The 15643-nt window shown below is 68.5% G+C and carries 16 protein-coding genes and 1 tRNA gene; 13 read left to right on the top strand and 4 right to left on the bottom strand.

Annotation, left to right across the window (positions count from 1 at the left end; all coding sequences use genetic code 11):
• Positions 1 to 14: 14 nt before the first annotated feature.
• A complete protein-coding gene (locus HDA32_RS26745; protein ID WP_179645783.1) occupies positions 15 to 938 on the top strand; it encodes a LysR family transcriptional regulator in 924 nt (307 codons plus the stop codon).
• 606 nt (positions 939 to 1544) lie between these two features.
• Here HDA32_RS26745 and HDA32_RS26740 read toward each other — a convergent pair.
• Both HDA32_RS26740 and HDA32_RS26735 read right to left on the bottom strand, forming a co-directional pair.
• Complete coding sequence (locus HDA32_RS26740) at positions 1545 to 2042, bottom strand: S1 RNA-binding domain-containing protein (RefSeq protein WP_179645782.1); 498 nt, start codon at positions 2040 to 2042, stop codon at positions 1545 to 1547.
• Between the two features lie 378 nt (positions 2043 to 2420).
• A complete protein-coding gene (locus tag HDA32_RS26735; protein WP_179645781.1) occupies positions 2421 to 2846 on the bottom strand; it encodes an ATP-binding protein in 426 nt (141 codons plus the stop codon).
• 158 nt (positions 2847 to 3004) lie between these two features.
• Here HDA32_RS26735 and HDA32_RS26730 point away from each other — a divergent pair, with 158 nt between their 5' ends.
• The 8 genes from HDA32_RS26730 to HDA32_RS26695 all read left to right on the top strand — a co-directional run bounded on the left by HDA32_RS26730 (position 3005) and on the right by HDA32_RS26695 (position 9932).
• A complete protein-coding gene (locus tag HDA32_RS26730) occupies positions 3005 to 3313 on the top strand; it encodes a putative quinol monooxygenase (RefSeq protein ID WP_179645780.1) in 309 nt (102 codons plus the stop codon).
• Positions 3310 to 4512: a helix-turn-helix domain-containing protein gene (locus HDA32_RS26725; protein WP_179645779.1), complete on the top strand. Its 1203-nt coding sequence runs from the start codon at positions 3310 to 3312 to the stop codon at positions 4510 to 4512. The genes HDA32_RS26730 and HDA32_RS26725 overlap by 4 nt, the downstream gene beginning before the upstream one ends.
• Positions 4513 to 4665: 153 nt before the next feature.
• Positions 4666 to 5070 carry a plasmid replication, integration and excision activator gene (locus tag HDA32_RS26720; RefSeq protein WP_179645778.1) on the top strand — a complete coding sequence of 135 codons (405 nt, stop codon included), beginning with the start codon at positions 4666 to 4668 and terminating at the stop codon, positions 5068 to 5070.
• 112 nt (positions 5071 to 5182) lie between these two features.
• Positions 5183 to 5431, top strand: a complete 249-nt coding sequence (locus HDA32_RS26715) for a hypothetical protein (RefSeq protein ID WP_179645777.1) — start codon at positions 5183 to 5185, stop codon at positions 5429 to 5431.
• Positions 5431 to 6831: an FtsK/SpoIIIE domain-containing protein gene (locus HDA32_RS26710; RefSeq protein WP_179645776.1), complete on the top strand. Its 1401-nt coding sequence runs from the start codon at positions 5431 to 5433 to the stop codon at positions 6829 to 6831. Before HDA32_RS26715 ends, HDA32_RS26710 begins: the two co-directional genes overlap by 1 nt.
• The gene (locus tag HDA32_RS26705) at positions 6832 to 8517 is read left to right on the top strand and encodes a replication initiator (protein WP_179645775.1); all 1686 of its coding nucleotides are present in this window, start codon (positions 6832 to 6834) and stop codon (positions 8515 to 8517) included.
• A gap of 5 nt (positions 8518 to 8522) precedes the next feature.
• The gene (locus HDA32_RS26700; protein WP_179646979.1) at positions 8523 to 8741 is read left to right on the top strand and encodes an excisionase family DNA-binding protein; all 219 of its coding nucleotides are present in this window, start codon (positions 8523 to 8525) and stop codon (positions 8739 to 8741) included.
• Positions 8742 to 9932, top strand: coding sequence for a tyrosine-type recombinase/integrase (locus tag HDA32_RS26695; RefSeq protein ID WP_179645774.1), 1191 nt, complete (start codon positions 8742 to 8744; stop codon positions 9930 to 9932). It abuts the gene before it with no gap.
• A gap of 100 nt (positions 9933 to 10032) precedes the next feature.
• Here HDA32_RS26695 and HDA32_RS26690 read toward each other — a convergent pair.
• A tRNA-Gly gene (locus tag HDA32_RS26690) sits at positions 10033 to 10103 on the bottom strand.
• A 180-nt stretch (positions 10104 to 10283) separates the two neighbouring features.
• Between HDA32_RS26690 and dcd the strand changes: the two genes are divergently transcribed.
• Entirely contained in the window at positions 10284 to 10859 is a 576-nt protein-coding gene (gene dcd, locus HDA32_RS26685) for a dCTP deaminase (protein WP_179645773.1), read from the top strand.
• 33 nt (positions 10860 to 10892) lie between these two features.
• On the opposite strand, the gene HDA32_RS26680 is transcribed toward dcd, so the two are convergent.
• Complete coding sequence (locus HDA32_RS26680; protein ID WP_179645772.1) at positions 10893 to 11504, bottom strand: rhomboid family intramembrane serine protease; 612 nt, start codon at positions 11502 to 11504, stop codon at positions 10893 to 10895.
• Between the two features lie 529 nt (positions 11505 to 12033).
• On the opposite strand from HDA32_RS26680, the gene HDA32_RS26675 reads away from it, so the two are divergent.
• From HDA32_RS26675 to HDA32_RS26665, 3 genes are all read left to right on the top strand, one after another.
• The gene (locus HDA32_RS26675) at positions 12034 to 13305 is read left to right on the top strand and encodes a quaternary amine ABC transporter ATP-binding protein (RefSeq protein WP_179645771.1); all 1272 of its coding nucleotides are present in this window, start codon (positions 12034 to 12036) and stop codon (positions 13303 to 13305) included.
• Entirely contained in the window at positions 13305 to 14561 is a 1257-nt protein-coding gene (locus tag HDA32_RS26670; RefSeq protein WP_179645770.1) for an ABC transporter permease, read from the top strand. Before HDA32_RS26675 ends, HDA32_RS26670 begins: the two co-directional genes overlap by 1 nt.
• Positions 14562 to 14671: 110 nt before the next feature.
• Positions 14672 to 15598 carry a glycine betaine ABC transporter substrate-binding protein gene (locus HDA32_RS26665; RefSeq protein ID WP_179646978.1) on the top strand — a complete coding sequence of 309 codons (927 nt, stop codon included), beginning with the start codon at positions 14672 to 14674 and terminating at the stop codon, positions 15596 to 15598.
• Positions 15599 to 15643: the final 45 nt, after the last annotated feature.

Here is a 15643-nt window from a genome sequence, read left to right as displayed (position 1 = left end):
GTTTAGGAAAACCGGTGAAAGAGATAACGCTGCGCCAGCTCGAGTACTTCCTGGCCGTCGCCGAACTCGGCTCGATCAGCGCAGCCGCCCGCCGCTGCCATGTCTCCGCGGGAGGGATCTCCCTGGCCCTGAACGAGCTCGAGGCCGGCTTGGGCGTGCAACTGATGCTGCGCCGCAAGGCCAAGGGGGCGGTGCTGACGGCGGCGGGGCGCTGGGTGGCCGAGCAGGCGCGGTCGATCGTGCGCGACACCAAGGAGCTGCAGTACGGGGCGCAGATGCTGCAGGGCAGGCTCGTCGGGCCGCTGAACATCGGCTGCTTCAGCACGTTGTCCCCGTGGCTGCTGCCCCGGATCGTCGAGCACTTCTCCCTGAACCACCCCGATGTCGACGTCGATCTGGTCGAGGGGCCCTCCGACCACCTGCAGCGGCTCCTGCACCGCGGCGAGATCGACGTCTGCCTGATGTACTCGAAGCACGTGGAGACCGACCTGGAGTACAGGATCATCACTCCGGTGCGGCTTCAGGTCCTGCTCAGCGCCGACCATCCGCTCGCGGGCCTCGACGAGGTGTCCCTCAACGACCTGAGGGACGAGCCGGCGGTGCTGCTGGGGCTGCGACCCGCGCGCGATCTGGCCGAGACGGTGCTGCGCAGCGCCGGATTCGAGCCGTGGATCAAGTGGCGCAGTACCAACGTCGAAACGATCCGCTCCATTGTCGCCCGCGGCCTGGCCTACTCCGTTCTGATGGGGCGCCCCCTCGGAGACCGCACGTATGAGGGGCTCCCCGTGGCGTATCGGCGGATCAAGGACGACCTCCCGGCGAACTCGGTCATCATCGCCCACCCTCGCGGCAGCTCGCCTTCGGCGAAGGTCCAGACGCTCATCGACTACTGCCGCGGTGAATTCGGCTCGACCCGGGCACCGGGCCTGTCCGACTGACCCCTGAGACGCGGGGCCGCCGGGAGGCTCCGGACCACCCCCTGGCCGGTCGTCGCCCCGGAGGGGCCTCCGAGGCGCGGCGCTCCTGGGCGGCCGGTGGCCCGCACCTCACCACCGAGGTGGGCCCCTGCCGCCCTTGCTGCCGCTTTCCGAGTCCAGACCACCCGCCGTCCGGGGGCGAAGAAGGCCGCACGGCAGGCCGCGGCCGCCTGGGCGGAGGACGCGGCCGTCAGGCAGCCCCGGCATTCACCGCCGCGGCCGGTGATGATCCGGGCGTCCCACCCCACTGAGATACACATCCAACCGATGACTCGGCACACTAGGAGTGGAAGCCGTCCCAACGGAAAGGGCCGGACCCTCGGTAGCGGCGGAACGACGAAGGCCCAGGCTCGGGATCGTGTCCCTGACCTGGGCCTTCGTCTTGAAGAGCGGATGACGGGAATCGAACCCGCGTTATCAGCTTGGGAAGCAAAGGCGGCGGGTCTCCGCTGACCTGGCGTTCGTCTGACCTGCACGGGCGTGGCCGGTTCGCCGCTCATTCCCCGTGAATCCCCATGATCGTCCGCTCCATCTGGCATGGATCTGGCACGGTACCTGAAGGCGGTTCTAGTGAGTTCTGCTGCGGTGGCTGTAACCGACGGCGGTGACGCGGGCTCGTTCCAGGCTCTCCGGATGCAGAACGTCCAGGAGGCATGCCCGGTGCGCGACGATGGTGTGGCTTCCGGGAGCTTCGGCGCTTTTCACGTCCATGGCCACGCCGTCACCCCCGAGACTCAATGTCGTAGGGGTCATGCAGAGGTCGCAGCGCCACCGGAACTCCTCCAGGTCCTTGGCGCGCAGCGATAAACGGACATGGCCGGGCGGGGTCCAGCGCCGAACCTCCTGAACGACCGCTGTGACTTCCGTGCCGACGGATGGCCGTTCCTCAGGTAGTGCGATGAACGATCCGGACGGGCTGTCCATGGCCGAAGCGTCCACGGACGCGATGACGCCTTCGGGGTCGACGATCCGTACGAATATCCCCCATGGCTGATGGTCGATGACCTCTGCTCGTACTGTCTGTCCCGGAATGAGGGCGATTCCTGCACTGTCAGGATGGGCCATGCGTCCAGTATTCCGGTGTTCCACGGCACCCAGCGGTGCGCAACCACGGTTTCCGGTCCGAGGTGCTCGATCGCGCCGGAGCCGGTTACCCGAGACAGGCAGGGTCGCGCGATCGAGTGCCTCGGGACCGAGGGCGCCGGATGGTCGAGGGGGAATGATCAGGGCGGCGTGTGACGCTTCTGCACCCTGTCCGTGGGCGGCGGCGCGCCCCCGTGGGGCGGATGGGGTTCAGGTGACGTTCGCCTCTGCCGACCCCGGCCGTCGGGCGCGCGCTCGGGACCGGGCGGCAGCCCGCAGCCCGAGCGAGGGGCCGGCGTGCCGGTGCGACGGCGCGAAGCGCCGTCGCCTTGATCCCATACAGCCCAATTCGGCAATGCTCTACGCGCAGTCCAGTTCGAACCAGACGGTCTGGTCACCGGGCCTGCCCTTGGCGGCACTCCACCGGTCCGCGATGACCTCGACGAGGTAGAGCCCGCGTCCGTGTTCGGCGCCCGGGCTGGGCTCGGTCATGGCAGGGGAGCTCTCCCAGCTTCCGGCGTCCTGGACGGCGACGCGGACGCCTTCACTCGTCGTGTGCTCGATGGAGACGAGGAAGCCGGTGGTCCAGTTGCCGGACAGGCTGTGCTCGATGGCGTTGGTCGCCAGCTCGCTGGCGAGTAGGGCGGCGTCGTCTTTGCGGGGGCAGTCTTCAAGGCGGTTGGTGATGAAGCGGCGGACGTCGCGGACTGAGGTGGGGTGACCGGGGAACCAGTGGCAGGCGGCATTGATCGGCGGGTGCGGGCTGCTGTTGGTGGGGGTGGGCATCGGGTCTGTACCTCTCGTCTGGCAGCTCGCGGGTAGAGTGAGCTGCATGACTAGTACTATTAGTACGGACACAGTACATTAGGTAGCTGTGATTTGTACTGCGCTTGGCGCACAATTAGTACGGATAGCGAGATGTCGATGCGATGTGAGGAGCGGCTGTGTTCGGACTGGTCGTCAAGTTCACGCTGAAGGACGAGGAGAGCGCCGGGGGCTTTGACGCGTTGGTGGGCGAGACGCTGCCCAAGATCCGGGAGGCCGAGCCGGGCACGTTGGTCTATGCCGTCCACCGGGTGGAGGGCAAGCCGCTGGAGCGGATCTTCTATGAGCTCTACGCCGATCGTGCGGCCTTCGACGCCCACGAGGAGCAGCCGCACGTGAAGCGGTTCCTTGACGCGCGGGGGGCGTTCCTGGCCTCGACCGAGGTGGACTTCCTCGACTTGCAAGACCACAAGGGCGTGACGGGATGACTTCGGAGTATCAGAAGGCGCTCGGGCGCAAGATCGCCCAGTACCGGCGCCGTCGGGGCCTGTCGCAACGCGAATTCGCCGGACTGATCAAGCGCTCTGAGGCGTGGGTGTCCCAGGTCGAGCGGGGCGTGCGCAAGGTCGACCGCATGTCGGTGCTGGAAAACGTCGCCGAGGTGCTGGAGATCCCGATAGCGGACCTGGCGGCTGAGGCGCCCATCGTCGCCGCCGCCAGTGAGGAGGCGCCGGGCAGTACCCGGCTGCGCCTGGTGCTGAGTGCGGCTCATGCGCTGTCGGCGCTGCTGGGCACGCGGGTCACCGCCGATGTGGAGGAGCTGCGGGCGCGCAGTGATCAGGCGTGGGCGCTGACCCATGAGGGCCGGTATCTGGAGCTGACCGAGCTGCTTGAGACGCTGGTTCCCGATCTGGAGGCGGCCGCGCGCTCGGCGGGCAACGGGGAACGTGCGGCGTTCTTCCGGGTGCTGGCCGTGACCTATCAGGCGTGCTCGGCTGCGTTGACCAAGCTGGGCGAGTTCGAAGCGGCCTGGATCGCGGCGGACCGGGCGATCATCGCGGCCGAGCGGGCCGAGGATCCGCTGTTGATGGCGGCCGGTGAGTTCCGGCTGTGCCTGACCTTCCTGGGCGCGCGCCACCTGGATCAGGCCGAGATGACCGGGCGCACTGCGGCCGATGCGCTCGAACCGTTGGCCAAGAAGCAACACGAAGCGATGTCCCTGGTGGGGGCGCTGACGCTGCAACGCGCGGTTGCCGCCGCTCGGCGCAATGACGCCACGGCGGCCTATCGACACATCGCCTATGCGCGCTCGGTCGCCGAACGCCTCGGCGGGGACCGCAACGACTACAACACCGAGTTCGGGCCGACCAACGTCGGCCTGCATGAGGTGGCGGTGGCGGTCGACCTGGGTGACGCAGGCGTGGCGCTGCGAGCCGCTGAGGCGGTGGATGCCTCCGGGCTCTCGGCGGAACGGCAGGCGCGCTTCCTGATCGACGTGGCGCGGGCACACCTGCAACGGCGCAACGCCGATGCGGCCGTCTCGGCGCTGGAACAGGCCGAGGGGGTCACGCCTGAGCAGATCCGTAGCCATCCCATCGTGAAACAGGCCGTGGGTGACCTGCTGACCATTCAGGATCCGGCGGGGCCGGCGCTTCAGGGACTGGCGCGACGGGTGGGAGCACTCTAAGTACTAGCTAGTACTCGAACTACTAGACAAAACTAAAAGTACGGGTTAGCGTGTGGTTCATCGCCACTGACCTTCCGTGTCTGGGAGGGGCGATGGACCACACGTTTTTTCGTGCGCGACCCCGGCCTGCGGGCCGGGCAAGGAGGACAAGCAATGGCGATTCAGGGTGCGTTGCCGGTGGCGTTCGGCACGGTGTTCCCGGCGGGGGCGTATGCGCTGGGGGTTGAGGCGATCACCGATTTTGAGACCAAGCGGCCGCAGTTGGACAAGGAGTCGGGGTTGCCGCTGTGGGCGATGGACGTGATCGACGCCGACCCCGAGGCGCGGGGCAAGGCCAAGAGCGTGAAGGTCAAGGTCGCCGCCGAGGTGTGCCCGACGCTGCCCGATGAGGTGCCGGGCCTGCCGTTCCGCCCCATCGAGTTCGAAGGGATGGCGGTGATGCCCTACGTCGACGACAACGGGCGCCGTCCCCGCGTGGCCTACTCGCTGCGGGCGCGCGGGATGAAGACGCCCGGTGCGGGCCGTCGCTCGGCTCCGGCGGCGAAGGACGCTGCCTGACCAAACGCAAGCGGGGCGGCCAGATGCGCCAACATCTCGCCGCCCCTCGAAACCTTCTCCCACACTCACAGGCTCCCCAGCCGATGAAGAACAGAAGAGGTGTGTCCAGGTTATGTCTGAACAGCCAGAACGCGTAACCGCCCGAGACGTCGAGGACTTCCTGTCCGAGGTCCTGGGCCGCTTCGGCGGAACCGCCCCGGCAACCCCGGCCGAGGATGTGGCGTTCTTCGAACGCAAGGCCGAGTTGATGGGCCGGATCGCCGCCGAATCCGACGATCCGGAAACCCACGCGGCCGCGACCAACGCGCGCGCTCAGCTTGAGGAGACCCGCGCCTTCTACGGCTTCGGGGGTGGGCTCTGATGCTGCGTTCCAGGAACGCCGGGGCCGCGGTGCAGCCGACCGCGCCGGTCCCTGCACAGACGGTGCGGTTTTCGACTCCGGTGGTGGAGACCCCGGGCGTCTTCATCCTCGCCCGCTGGATCGCCCGCCTGGTGGGTCTGCTCGTCCTGCTGCCGTTCCGCTTCCCGGTGGCGGTGGGCACGGTGGCGGTCTCGGCTGCGGTGTGGCACGTCTTCGGCTGGGTGGCGCTCGCGGTCGTCTGGACAATCGCCGATATCGGGCTGTTGGTGTGGTGGCGGCGCTGGCCGGACGCCTTCCGCCACTGTGTGGCGCTGCGGGCCTTGGCGGCCTGGCGGTGGGTGTGGGTGTATTGGCGGCATTGGCAACCGGTGCTGGTGGTTGCCGGGTTGGCGGAGTCCTACCAGGAACGCCAGTACCTGCCGCGCATCCGGCGGGTGGCCTGCTCTGCGTGGTCGGATCGGGTGCGGGTGCGCCTGGTGGCCGGCACCGCCCCGGCCGACGTGGAGCAGCGGGTCACGGAGTTGGCGCACGGCTTCGGCGCGCCGTCGTGCCGGGTGACGGTGCTGGATGCGCGGGATGTGGTGCTGGAGTTCCCGCGCTTCGACACCCTGGCCAAACCGATTGGCGCTTTGCCAGTACCGCGCCATGTCGACTTGGCGGCACTGCCGGTCGGCAAGCGTGAGGACGGCGAGGTGTGGCGGCTGCGGCTGCACGGAACCCACGTGCTCATCGTGGGCGTGACCGGGGCGGGCAAGGGCTCGGTGATCTGGTCGGCCATCCGCGCCATGCTGCCCGCGATCGAAGACGGCACAGCCGAGGTGTGGGCCATCGATCCCAAACGCATGGAGCTGTCCTACGGACGCGCCCTGTTCGCCCGCTACGCCGACACCGGGGAGACGGCGGTGGACCTGCTCGAAGCGGCTGTTGCCACCATGCAGGACCGGGCCGCGCGCTACGCCGGACGCCAACGTGTGCACGTGCCGACGGTCGAGGATCCGTTCGTGGCCGTGGTGGTCGACGAGGTCGCGTTTGTGACCGCCTACCACCCCGACCGCGACATCCGCCGCCGCGCCGAAAACGCGCTGGCCACCCTCACCTCGCAAGGCCGCTCGGTCGGGGTCTCGGTCCTGGCCGCTCTCCAGGATCCACGCAAGGAAGTGCTGAACCTGCGCAACCTCTTCCCCGACAAGATCGCACTGCGCCTCGACGAGGCATCGCAGGTGGACATGGTGCTCGGCGACGGCGCACGCGAGCGCGGCGCCAATGCCCACCTGATCGACCCCGACTTGCCCGGCGTGGCGTTCGTGCGGCTGGAGGGCTCCCCGGTGCCGGTCCGCGTCCGGGCCGCGTTCGTCTCCGATGACGACATCGACGCCATGACGGCTGAGGGGGTCGCCTGAATGCCCACTCCGACCGGCAAGACCACCCGGGCCGAGCGGATGGCCCAACCGCTGGCGCGGGAGGTGGCCGAGCAGATCGCCTCCGACAAGGGCGTGTGCATCCGGCCCGTGAGCCTGCGGCGCACCGACCTGGCCACCGGGCAAACCGAGATCGTGGACGTGCCGTGCGGCTCCACGCTGGAGTCCCGCTGCCCGGCGTGCGCCAAGCGGAAACGGTCCATCCGGCGCACCCAGTGCGAAGAGGGCTGGCACCTGGCCGAAGAGCCGACCGTCACGCCGGATGAACCGTCCGAGGTGCAGCGCTCTTGGGTGGAGAAGCGCGCGGTGGTGGCGGCTGAGCGGGACCGGTTGGCCTCCTCCGGCCGTGCCGATCTGGATGCGTTGGCGGCGCTGGATGCGGCGATTGCCGATCTGGATGAGGAGATCTCGGCGTCGGGGCTGCGGGGCAAGGCCGCTCCCTCTCCGGACTCGGGCTCCTCGTCGAAGCCTCGGCGGGTCCGCTCGACGAAACGGCGCCAGGATGCGCCGGAGCTGCCGAAGCGGCCGATGGTGCGGCGCACCGTGGGCCAGACCTTCGAGGATCCGGCCTCGGGCAAGGTGTTCCGGCCGTCGCTGTTCGCCACGCTGACCTGTGACAGCTACGGGCGGGTGCGCTCGGACGGGACACCTGTCGACTTCTCGACCTATGACTACCGGCGGGCGGCTCGGGATGCGCTGCACTTCTCCAAGCTGGTTGATCGGTTCGTGCAGAACCTGCGCCGGGTGGCCGGCTTCGATGTGCAGTACTTCGCCACCGTGGAGCCGCAACGCCGCCTGGCGCCGCACCTGCACATGGCCACCCGGGGCACCATCCCGCGCGCTGAGCTGCGCCAGATCGCCGCGGCGACCTACCACCAGGTGTGGTGGCCTGCGGCCGACGAGGTGGTCTATGACGGCGCAGATTTGCCGGTGTGGGATGAGGAGGCAAACACCTATGTCGATACGACGACTGGTGAAATCCTGCCCACCTGGGATGAGGCCCTGGACGCGCTCGATGACGATCCGGACGCCCAACCCATGCACGTAGTGCGGTTCGGGCCGCAGGTGGATGCCAAAGGGGTCCTTGTCGGGTCGGCCGATGCCGACCGGTGCGTCCGGTACCTGGCGAAGTACCTGACCAAGGACATCGCCGAATGCCACGCGATCGAGAGTGACGCTCAACAGCGCCACGTTGACCGGCTGGTGGAAGCGCTGCGGTTCGAACCCTGCTCGCCGAAGTGTGCCAACTGGCTGCGCTACGGTATCCAGCCCCAGGACGCCAAGGCGGGGCTTCGCCCCGGCTACTGCCGGTCCAAGGCCCACAAGCGCGAACACCTGGGCTACGCCGGACGCCGCGTCCTGGTCTCGCGCAAGTGGTCGGGCAAGACGCTGGCCGACCACAAGGCCGACCGGCTGGCCTGGGTCCTCGATGCCCTCGGCGTCGACCCCTCGGCCGACCTCGAAGACGGCACCGGGCAACCGGGCTCGCCCGTGCGGCTCTCCGTAGCGAGCAACGACGTCGCATGGGAGCTCGCCCGACCCACCGACCCCGACGTTGCCCCGCGTGAACACCGGCTCCTGCGCGCGGTCGGCGAAGCGCTGAAACGCCGCGCCCAACTCGACGCGGTGAGACAAGCCAATCTTTCGGCAAAGGAGGAAGCTGCGTGACGTCCATGAGGAAGACCCGTGCCACTGGTCGACTGCTCACCGTGGCCCAGGCAGCCGAGCGGCTCAACACCTCCGAGCGCTACCCGCGTCGCCTCATCGAGGAACGCCGGATCACCTTCGTGAAGATCGGGCGACACGTGCGCATCCCGGAAACCGCGCTGGACGAGTTCATCGCCTCCGGCGTCGTCGAGCCGGTGCGGCTGCGGGCGGGGAGGGCCGCGTAGATGGGCGGCAACAACAAGGGGTACCGGCGGCAGTTCGGGGCCGTTCGGCAGTTGGCCTCCGGGCGGTGGCAGGCGCGTTATCAGGGACCTGACGGCATCGACCGGACCGCCGATCGCACCTTCGACAGCCGGAAGTCGGCGGAACGGTGGCTGAGCCTCAAGGAAGCGGAGATCGCCCGACAAGAGTGGGTGGATCCGGACGCCGGGACGGTGGAGTTCGGCGTCTACGCGGCCGAGTGGATGGAAGACCGGGACCTCAGTCCCAAGACGGCGCAGCTCTACGAAGGGCTCTTGCGCATCCACCTGAACCCGACCTTCGAGCACATGCCGATCAAGGACATCCGCGAAGCGCACATCCGCAAGTGGCGCACTGCTCGGCGCAGGTCCAAGGTCGGCAGGAGCACGGTCGCCAAGGCGTACCGGCTCATGCGGGCGATCCTGAACACCGCCGTCCGCGACGAACTCATCCGCAAGAACCCGTGCCGGATCGAAGGGGCCGGCCAGGAGCACAGCGAGGAACGCCCGGTGCTGTCGGTGGCCGAGGTGTTCAAGCTCGCCGATGCGATCAAGCCGCGGTACCGGGCGCTCGTGCTGCTCGCGACGTTCGGCAGTCTGCGTTGGGGCGAGCTGGCCGGGCTGCGCCGGTCGCACCTCGACCTCGAACAGCGGACCGTCACCATTCGGGAGACCGTCTACGACGTGGGGGAGCTGATCAAGGGCGCTCCCAAGTCCAGGGCGGGCTACCGGACGGTCGTGCTCCCGTCGCTGATCGTCGGTGACCTGAAACGCCACCTCGGCGAGTTCTCCCAGGCGGGGCCGAACGGGCTGGTCTTCGTCGGGGTCAAGGGCAACCAGCTCCGGCGCGCGAACTTCTCGAAGTACTGGGCGGACGCCTGCGCGGCCGTGGGGCTCGAAGGCATCCACCTGCATGACCTTCGGCACACCGGCAACACCTACGCGGCCGAGGCCGGGGCGTCGCTGCGGGAGCTGATGAACCGCATGGGGCACTCCAGCACGCGGGCGGCGATGGTCTACCTGCACGCGCGCGACGACCGGGCGCGGGACATCGCCGATGCCCTCGGCGAGAGGGCGGCCGACGAACTCAGGAGGGCCGGGGGAGCGTCGGGGGCCGTCGCGGACGGTGACGACGACGATGAGGACGGGCCGTCCGGCGTGCGGGTTCCCGGCTGAGCATCTGGCACGGAACTGGCACGCGGGCCGCCTCCGGCCCTCTCGACGACGAAGGCCCAGGCTCGGGATCGTGTCCCTGACCTGGGCCTTCGTCTTGAAGAGCGGATGACGGGAATCGAACCCGCGTTATCAGCTTGGGAAGCTGAAGTTCTACCATTGAACTACATCCGCGATGAGGAGCGGTTTCCCGGCTCGCATCGAAGGTTATCGTACCTGAGATCCGCGCGGGGCGGGCAACTCGGGCTCGGACGGTGTCGCCGCGTCCTCCCCTCGTCCTCCCCGTGGTCCGCATGCCGCCTCTGTTCGACGTTCGGTGCGGCGCGGTCCAGGTCAACAGGTAAGTTCTGGAACGTGCTGCTCTCTGATCGTGACATCAGGTCCGAAATCGAGTCCGGCCGGGTCAGGATCGATCCCTACGAACCCGGGCTCGTCCAGCCGTCGAGCATCGACGTCCGGCTCGACCGGTACTTCCGTGTGTTCGAGAACCACAAGTACCCGCACATCGACCCCTCGGTGGAGCAGCCCGACCTCACCCGGCTGGTCGAGCCCGACGGCGACGAGCCGTTCATACTGCATCCGGGCGAGTTCGTCCTGGCCTCCACCCACGAGGTCGTCACGCTCCCCGACGACATCGCCAGCAGGCTGGAGGGCAAGAGCTCGCTGGGCCGGCTCGGGCTGCTCACCCACTCCACCGCCGGGTTCATCGACCCCGGGTTCTCCGGCCACGTCACGCTGGAGCTGTCCAACGTCGCGACCCTGCCCATCAAGCTGTTCCCCGGCATGAAGGTCGGGCAGTTGTGCATGTTCCGGCTCACCTCGCCGGCCGAGCACCCCTACGGCTCGCCCCAGTACGGGTCGCGCTACCAGAACCAGCGCGGACCGACCCCCTCGCGCTCCTACCGCAGCTTCTCCCGCACCGAGGTCTGAGACCGGGCCGGCGCACGCCCGGGTCCGGACGGATCAGTACCCGTAGGAGCCGTAGGATCCCCGTGAACCGTAGCCCCCGGTGACCCGCGCGGGCCTGGTCCGGGTGGGCAGCACGTAGGCGGCGAACAGGCCGCCGAGGAACCCGAACAGGTGGGCCTGCCAGGACACGCCGGACTGCTGGGGCAGCACCCCGAAGATCATGGTCCCGTAGAAGATGACCACGCAGATCATGATGACGATGTCGACCGTCTTGCGTTCGATGATGCCGCGCAGCACCAGGAAGCCGAAGTAGCCGAAGATCAGGCCGCTGGCCCCGAGCGTGACGCTGCCGGGCGGGGAGGTCAGCCACACGCCCATGCCGCTCACGATGACGATGATCAGTGAGGCGCCGATGAAGCGGCCCAGGCCGCTGAAGGCCACCAGCGCGCCGAGCACCAGCATCGGGATGGTGTTGGCGATCAGATGGTCGAAGCCGAAGTGCAGGAACGGCGCGGTGAACACGTGGCCGAGCCGGTCGATCGACCATGGGTAGATGCCGAAGCCGTCCAGTGCGTTTCCTGCGAGGTGGTCGAAGATCTCGAGGATCCACATCACGGCCGTGACGGCCGCGACGACCACGATGGCGCTTATCCGAGACTGCGTCACCCTTACGACTGTATGCGACGAGTCCGGGGAGTGGCTTGGCCGCAATGAGCCACGCCGGTCGACTCCAATCACAGTGGCAACACGCCGAAAATCGCTGGGTAACCAATCTGAGCAGGCGAAACCCATATTTAGTGGCATAGATCACAGTTTCGATCTGTGTGACCTAAATCACTAAATCTTGCTTTTTGCCGTCGGTTTTGCATCCCGAGGTTGGGATTTGGGGTCCGCGCGTCCTAAACGCGTTATTTCGCCGTGACGCACTCTCAGGAAAACCAAGATCTTCGTCTGTATGGTGATCTATCGACTCAAAACGGGCGTGGACAGCACTGTTGGCACGGACACCCGCGGGGTCCCCTCGCGCCTTTAAGGAAGGTACTCCGCTAGCGGTCGCCACGCGCATGCACCACCGTACGCGCGCCGCGGAAGTGGGGCGGGGGAGTGACGCCGGTCCGGGCGGGCCGCCGCTTCCAGCGGCTGAGGAAGCGAAGAGGAGACCGTGCCAGCAGTACGCGCAGACAGGCTTTACAAGGTGTTCGGGAAACGCGCCACCAGAGCGGTCGAACTGCTCTCCGACGGCCGGCACCGCGGCGAGATCGGGCACCTGAACGTCACGGCCGCCGTCATCGACGTGTCCTTCGAGGTCAAGGCGGGGGAGATCTTCGTCGTCATGGGGCTGTCCGGGTCGGGGAAGTCGACCCTGATCCGCATGCTCAACGGCCTCCTCGAACCGACCGCCGGCGCGGTCGAGATCGACGGCACCGACATCACCGAGCTGTCCTCCCGTGACCTGCGCACCCTGCGCAGCAAGAAGGTCAGCATGGTCTTCCAGCACTTCGCGCTGTTCCCGCACCGCACGGTCCTGGAGAACGCGGCCTACGGACTGGAGGTCCGCGGCGTCCCGCGGGAGGAGCGCAGGGAGAAGGCGGCGCAGGCCCTGGAGCTGGTCGGCCTCGAAGGCTGGGGGGACCACGTCCCGCAGCAGCTCTCCGGCGGCATGCAGCAGCGCGTCGGACTGGCCAGGGCGCTGGCGGCCGACACCGACATCATCCTGATGGACGAGGCGTTCAGCGCCCTGGACCCGCTCATCCGCCGCGACATGCAGTCGCAGCTGCTGGAGCTGCAGGCCACCCTCGGCAAGACGATCATCTTCATCACCCACGACCTCAACGAGGCGATGCGCCTGGGCGACCGCATCTGCGTGCTGCGCGACGGCCGGGTGGCCCAGATCGGCACCGCGGAGGAGATCCTCAACGACCCCGCCAACGACTACGTGGCCCAGTTCGTCGAGGACGTCGACCGGACCCGCGTGCTCACCGCCTCCTCGGTGATGGAGCCGCCGATCCCGGTGATCGACCCCGGCCACGGGCCGAGGACGGCCCTGCGCACGATGCGCGAGAACCAGACCGTCTCGGCGTTCGTCGTGCACCGCAACCGCCGGCTGGTCGGCGCGGTGCGCGAAGGGGTGATCGGTGAGGCGGTCCGCACGGGGGCCAAGGCGCTCGACGGCCTCGTCGACACCGAGATCGAGCGCGTGCACCCCGACACCGCCGTCGCCGACCTGTTCGGGCAGGCCGCCGAGAGCCCGTACCCGCTGGCCGTCGTGGACGACGAGGGGCGCCTGGTCGGCGTGATCCCCCGGGTGACGCTGCTCGCGGCGCTGGCCCCCGGCGGTACGGAGGCCGCCGACGGGGCGGGGGAGCCGGAGGAGCCGCAGGGGCAGCGGGCGGACACCGGCGGGCGACCGCCGGAACCGGTCGCCGCCGTCCGGGAAACCGCCGATGACGAAGGGGGACAGCGCTGATGACCGTGTACGCACTCGATTCGGTCCGCTCCGTGAGCGTGCCGCGCATCCCCGTCGGCGTGTGGTTCGAGAACGCGATCAACTGGCTGCGCGCCAACCTCGGCCCCGTCTTCGACCTCATCGGCAGCATCATCGGCGTCAGCGTCGAGACGCTGTCGGAGCTGTTCACCGAACCCCCGGCCGCACTGCTCACCGTGATCGCCGCGAGCGTGGTGACGGCGGGACTGCTGCGCCGGAAGTGGACGCGCCTCGCCGGAGTCATGTGGGCGGCCTTCCTGGTGCTCTACGCCGTGGAGCTGGCCTTCGGCGGCGTCGCCCTGGCCATCCAGTCCATGCCGCCGGCGCTGTTCGTGTGGGCCATCACCCTGTTCGGCGCCGAGTACGTGTATCCGCCGCTGGTCCTCGCGATCCTGCTGCTGGCCGCGCTGGTGATCGGGAGCTTCGTGGTCACGCGCGAGCCCCGGCAGCGCTACATCTGCATCGGCTCGGTGGCGGCCCTGCTCGCCGCCCTGGTGCTGCACTTCATCGTCGGCATGCAGATCGACCTGATCACCGTGCTGCTGCTCGCCGGCCTGGCCTGGGTGGTCGCCGGATGGCGGCTCGCCGTGTTCAGCCTGCTCGGCTTCCTGCTGATCATCAGCATGGACAAGTGGACGGAGGCCATGAGCAGCCTCGCGCTGATCCTGGTCGCCACCCTCATCGCGGTCGTCATCGCCGTCCCGATCGGCGTGCTGGCCGCCTACAGCAACCGGGTCAGCGGGGTCCTCAAGCCGCTCCTCGACTTCATGCAGACCCTGCCCGCGTTCGTCTACCTGATCCCGGCGATCTTCTTCTTCGGGATCGGCCAGGTCCCCGGTGTGATCGCCACGGTGATCTTCGCGATGCCCCCCGGCGTCCGGCTGACCGAGCTGGGCATCCGGCAGGTGGACAAGGAGCTCGTGGAGGCCGGTGAGGCGTTCGGCGCCCCGGAGCTGCAGATCCTGCGGCGCATCCAGCTCCCGCTGGCGCTGTCCACCATCATGGCCGGCATCAACCAGGTGATCATGCTCAGCCTGTCCATGGTCGTCATCTCCGGCATGGTCGGCGCCGGCGGCCTCGGCAACACCGTGTACACGGGCATCGCCCGCAGCGACATGCCGCTCGGCTTCGAGGGCGGTATCGCCGTGGTGATCCTGGCCATCTTCCTCGACCGCCTGACCGGAGCCATCACCCGATACTCCCCGGCGGCCAGGGCGCAGCGAACCGCGGCCGGCTGATCCCCCGGGGGTCCGTCCGGGAGGGCGGCCGGCCCCCGACGAGAACGCGGGCCCGCTCCGCCGTGTTCTCGCTTCACCCCACACAGAGGAAGGAAAGACACGTGCGATCGATGAAGCGCAACTCCCGTCTGCTCGGCCTGGGCGCCGGGCTGGCCTCCCTGGCCCTGCTGGCCACCGCCTGCGGCGGCGGCGAAGGCGGCGTCGCGACCGGCCCCGAGGAGGGAGAGGGGCCCAAGGAGATCAGCATCGGCCTCATCCCCTGGGAGGAGGGCATCGCGGTCACCAACATGTGGAAGGTGATCCTGGAGGAGAAGGGCTACGAGGTCACCGTCGAGAACGTCGACGTCGCGCCCCTGTACCAGGGGATGGCCCAGGGCGACATCGACCTGTTCATGGACACCTGGCTCCCCGACACCCACGGCGACTACTGGGAGGAGTACGGGGAGCAGGTCGAGGACGTCGGCGTCTGGTACGACAACGCCACGCTGGAGCTGACCGTCCCCTCCTACGTGGAGGACGTCGACTCCATCGAGGACCTCGTGGGCAAGGCCGACGAGTTCGGCGGCGAGATCGTGGGCATCGAGTCCGGCTCGGGCCTGGTGCGCACCACCAAGGAAGAGGCGGTCCCCGCCTACGGCCTGGAGGAGTACGAGCTCGTCGAGTCCTCCACGTCGGCGATGCTGGCCGAGCTCGACAGCGCCGTCGCCGAGGAGCGGCCGATCGTCGTCACCCTGTGGCGGCCGCACATCGCCTACTCCGACTACGACCTGAAGGACCTGGAGGACCCCGAGGGCGCGATGGGCGAGGGCGAGCAGATCCACGCCGTCGGCCGCGAAGGCTTCGGCGAGGACTTCGCCGAGTTCAACGGGTGGCTGCAGAACTTCACGATGAACGACGAGCAGCTCGGTGAGCTCGAGGAGCTCACCATCAACGAGCACGCGGACAACCCGGAGGAGGGCGCCCGCGTCTGGCTGGCGGACAACCCGGAGTTCCTGCAGGAGGTCATGGGCGACGACGCCGAGGGCCTGGAGTTCTAGGACTCCAGGACCCTTCCGCGGCCGGTCCCCGGTCGGCGAAGAGAC

This window comes from Spinactinospora alkalitolerans (assembly GCF_013408795.1).
GTDB classification, from domain to species: Bacteria; Actinomycetota; Actinomycetes; order Streptosporangiales; family Streptosporangiaceae; genus Spinactinospora; species Spinactinospora alkalitolerans.
This window is presented reverse-complemented; position numbering and strand designations above follow the sequence as displayed.

What these genes read in the sequence shown, in the direction of transcription:
- HDA32_RS26670 (WP_179645770.1), top strand. Translation starts at nt 13,305, where the DNA reads ATGACCGTGTACGCACTCGATTCGGTCCGCTCCGTGAGCGTGCCGCGC.
- HDA32_RS26725 (WP_179645779.1), top strand. Translation starts at nt 3,310, where the DNA reads ATGACTTCGGAGTATCAGAAGGCGCTCGGGCGCAAGATCGCCCAGTAC.
- HDA32_RS26705 (WP_179645775.1), top strand. Translation starts at nt 6,832, where the DNA reads ATGCCCACTCCGACCGGCAAGACCACCCGGGCCGAGCGGATGGCCCAA.
- HDA32_RS26735 (WP_179645781.1), bottom strand. Translation starts at nt 2,846, where the DNA reads ATGCCCACCCCCACCAACAGCAGCCCGCACCCGCCGATCAATGCCGCC.
- HDA32_RS26710 (WP_179645776.1), top strand. Translation starts at nt 5,431, where the DNA reads ATGCTGCGTTCCAGGAACGCCGGGGCCGCGGTGCAGCCGACCGCGCCG.
- HDA32_RS26665 (WP_179646978.1), top strand. Translation starts at nt 14,672, where the DNA reads ATGAAGCGCAACTCCCGTCTGCTCGGCCTGGGCGCCGGGCTGGCCTCC.
- HDA32_RS26715 (WP_179645777.1), top strand. Translation starts at nt 5,183, where the DNA reads ATGTCTGAACAGCCAGAACGCGTAACCGCCCGAGACGTCGAGGACTTC.
- HDA32_RS26740 (WP_179645782.1), bottom strand. Translation starts at nt 2,042, where the DNA reads ATGGCCCATCCTGACAGTGCAGGAATCGCCCTCATTCCGGGACAGACA.
- HDA32_RS26720 (WP_179645778.1), top strand. Translation starts at nt 4,666, where the DNA reads ATGGCGATTCAGGGTGCGTTGCCGGTGGCGTTCGGCACGGTGTTCCCG.
- HDA32_RS26700 (WP_179646979.1), top strand. Translation starts at nt 8,523, where the DNA reads ATGAGGAAGACCCGTGCCACTGGTCGACTGCTCACCGTGGCCCAGGCA.
- HDA32_RS26695 (WP_179645774.1), top strand. Translation starts at nt 8,742, where the DNA reads ATGGGCGGCAACAACAAGGGGTACCGGCGGCAGTTCGGGGCCGTTCGG.